This is a genomic window from Moorena sp. SIO4A1 (genome assembly GCF_010672065.1).
GTDB lineage: Bacteria > Cyanobacteriota > Cyanobacteriia > Cyanobacteriales > Coleofasciculaceae > Moorena.
The window spans coordinates 1-2599 of record NZ_JAAHHX010000257.1; the positions used below are offsets into that span (position 1 = coordinate 1).

Annotated in this window: 2 protein-coding genes; both read right to left on the bottom strand. The window is 44.1% G+C overall.

What is annotated here, in order from left to right; all coding sequences use genetic code 11:
- Positions 1-2070, bottom strand: a 2070-nt coding sequence (locus tag F6K53_RS36980) for an amino acid adenylation domain-containing protein (protein ID WP_293084524.1), incomplete at its 3' end; no start/stop codon positions are given.
- 265 nt (positions 2071-2335) lie between these two features.
- On the bottom strand, positions 2336-2599 hold a 264-nt coding region (locus F6K53_RS36985; RefSeq protein WP_293084527.1), incomplete at its 5' end, for a hypothetical protein.

Consider the following 2599-nt stretch of genomic DNA (forward strand, 5'->3'; position numbering starts at 1 on the left):
TAAATCTCCAGTTTTGTAGAGGCGTTCTGAAATTGATTGATCAAAGGGATTGGTAATAAATTTTTCTTTGGTTAAATCTGGACGATTACGATAACCTCTAGCCAGCCCTGCTCCACCAATGTGTAGTTCGCCAGCGACTCCAACAGGAGCTGGCATAAGATGGGCATCGAGGATATAGATTTGCGTATTGGCAATGGGTTGGCCGATTGATTCTGGGGCATCTTTAGCTTGTTGAGATTGCCTCTGTTTGCCTACTTCGTGGACAGTTGACCAGATAGTTGCTTCTGTAGGACCGTACATATTCCACAGGGAAGCTTTCCTATCTAAGAGCTGATCCGCGAGTTTTCTGGGTAACGCTTCGCCACCACAAAGGATTTTTAATCCTGGGATACCTTCCCAACCGGATGCTAAAAGCAAATACCAGGTGGCTGGAGTGGCTTGCATCACCGTAGCGTCACTATCTTTGATCAGTTTCCCCAACAACTGCCCGGAAGACGCTACTTCACGGCTGACCAAAACGATCTTGGCTCCAACACTAAGGGGCAGGTAAAGTTCTAGTCCGGCAATATCAAAGGATATGGTGGTAACTGCTACCAGAGTATCCTGTGACCTTAATCCAGGCCGTTGGGCCATGGAACTTAAAAAGTTGACGACTCCTTGATGAGGAATTTGCACTCCCTTAGGTTTGCCTGTGGAACCAGAGGTGTAGATCGTATAAGCTAAGTTTTCCGGCTTTACGCCACTATCGGTGTTTCCCTGGCTTTGTTGAGAGATTAGTTCCCAATCAGTATCTAAGCAAACTATTGTTAATTGTTCTTTGTCGGCAACTAATGACTCTTGATTGGTAACTAAGGAGGAATGAGTCAATAATACTGGTGCTTGGGCATCTTCTAACATATAGGCCAAGCGCTCTTGGGGATAGGCTGGATCTAAGGGCACATAAGCCCCACCTGCTTTGAGGATTCCCAATAGTCCCACCAGCATTAAGTGCGTACGCTCTACACAAATACCCACTAATACTTCTGGTCCTACACCCAGTTCTTGCAAATAGTGGGCCAGTTGATTGGCTCGTTGGTTCAGTTCTCGGTAAGTTAGTTGTTCCTCTTCAAATACTACAGCTACTGCATCTGGGGTGCGTTCAGCTTGCTCTTCAAACAACTGATGGATACATTTATCTTGGGGATACTCTGCTGAGGTATCGTTCCATTCCACCAGCAGTTGCTGCCGTTCGGCTTCAGTTAATAGGGGCATCGTCGCAATGGATTGCTCTGGATTGGCGATCATTGCTTGTAACACCGAAAGGAAATGCCCCAATATTCGCCTAATTGAGTCGGATTTAAATAACTCTGTGTTGTATTCCCAGCTTAATGTTAATTTTCCTTCTTTTTCTTTAGCTACCACCACTATATCGCACTGGCTGGTGTAGGCTGAGATTTCTTTGAGTTGTGCTTCACTAATTCCTGTCTGTGAGAGAGGGAATGGTTGATCGCACCACACCAACATCACTTGGAAAATCGAGGCTTTTGCTAATTCTTCTGCTAATTCTTCATTGCTGTTCATCCCCTTGAGGACTTCCTCAAATGGGTAATCTCGATATAAGGCCGCTTCTTCAACGGTTTGGCTAACCCGCTTTAAAACTTCTTTCCCACTGATATCACTGCTTTCATCACTGCTTAGATCTGTCCGCAAGGCAATCGGATTAATCCTAACTCCACCCTTGTGTTCCCATTGCTGGGAGGTCTTCAAACCCCTGGTTTCTTTTAGGCTAGTTGCCACAGACCCGATAATGATATCTTCGATGCCCGTATAACGTAGCCACATAATTTTAAAGGCGGTCAGCAGCACGTTAAACGGGCTGACCTTGAAGCGAGCACTAAAGGTTTTTAGGTCTTGCCAAAACTCTCTATCCAGCTTGATGACTTCTGTTGCTTCCTTTCCCGATGACACCGATAAACGTGGATAATCTATTGGGATTTCTAACACTGGTAAACCCCCTGAGAGCCTTTGCTGCCAGTAGGTTCTTTGTTCGGTTATATGGATTTTTGATTCAATCGTTGTCCCTGTAACCATTACACAATCCCAAGTTTTTCAAACACTAGATACCTTAAACGATAATCAGAGATAAATCAAGGGTGAGCTCGTGAAAACTTCAGATTCTGTCTTGACCCTGTGCTTCCCTAAGTGGGATTTTTATGGATGATATTTGTCCAAATATGAGATGCAACCCTCCCAGCGCTGATGCTTTTTGTTTTTGCACATACTGGTGGATGTGAGCAATAAATTAGTTGCTAACAGGCGTACATTAATGTCAGCCTATGCTTACCATAAGAAAGCTTTACTTAACCCATGTAAGGCTCAATAATGCTGACCCAATCCTAATCTGATGGGTTGCTTTTTGGTTACTATTTACCAATACCTGCTTAGCCTGCTCAGCTTGTTTTAGTTCTGTAATTAACTGCTCTAACTTCAGTTCTGGTTGTCGTAGATAAGAAACAAGATAATCATGCACCAATTGATAGCGGTGAGCAACAATATCCGGTACCTTAACCACCAACCCCGACTCTACTAAAATCCTTAACACCAACTCTAATTTATCAGC